The sequence below is a fragment of the Undibacterium sp. JH2W genome (assembly GCF_049340425.1).
In the GTDB taxonomy this organism is placed as follows: Bacteria; Pseudomonadota; Gammaproteobacteria; order Burkholderiales; family Burkholderiaceae_D; genus Undibacterium.
The window spans coordinates 1-788 of sequence record NZ_JBMPOT010000062.1; the positions used below are offsets into that span (position 1 = coordinate 1).

Annotated in this window: 1 protein-coding gene; it reads right to left on the minus strand. The window is 53.0% G+C overall.

Annotated elements, in window-relative coordinates; all coding sequences use genetic code 11:
* A partial coding sequence (locus tag ACO0LC_RS29110) for a hypothetical protein (RefSeq protein WP_423009745.1) occupies positions 1 to 414 on the minus strand: 414 nt, incomplete at its 3' end.
* Positions 415 to 788: the final 374 nt, after the last annotated feature.

The window sequence follows — 788 nt, forward strand, 5'->3', positions numbered from 1 at the left end:
TGGTGGTCGGTGCGGTAAGCTGCGGTAGGCACTTGCCTGCATGTGTAAGCGATGCAGCCATCGATACGCGTTGCACGGCGTGGTGGCACCTGTTGCGGCATGATAAGCATGCCAGATGGGTTTACCCGTCATGAGCGATAACACAAACGCCACCACACAGCAGCCAGCATGATGTAGATAGCGAATGGTCGAATCCAGGTAAAGCTGCATGGTACGCCCGCACCCTGTGTGATGATGGCGGTTGGAGCAGTAGACGCGTTTGCCAACTGCTTGCGGCTCGGCACCCAAGCGTTTCTTGCGGATGAAACCATGCGAAACCAGGTGCTGTGTTTGCTGGCAATGCTTGCATTGCGCATACTCCAACTGCATGGTCTGCTGGTGAATGGCTTGAAGGCTGGGGTAGTAGCGTTGCATGATGGCACCTGAATCGAAAAAGATGCTTATTTTGCAGTATTTAATTTTTACAAGAAAATTTACCTGGGCAAATTGACGTTATAACTGACAGGTTCTTTGATGATGGCAAATAGGTTCAAATAGGTCGGTTTGTACGCTGGGAGCGGGGGAAATTACAGTCTGGTATCGCGATGCCCAGGGCCATGAAGTCATCGTAGACTGGTACAAGGCCAACACCAACCTCACCAGCAGCCACCAGGCCAATAGTGAAACCGTGCTGGCCACCGAAACCGGTGCCTCCCTCAATGGTCTCGTCATGAGCAATGGCCGCTACAATGGCGGCCGCCTCAATGTTCGCCCGGCAGCAGAATTCATGGACACCATGGTCGTTGCCA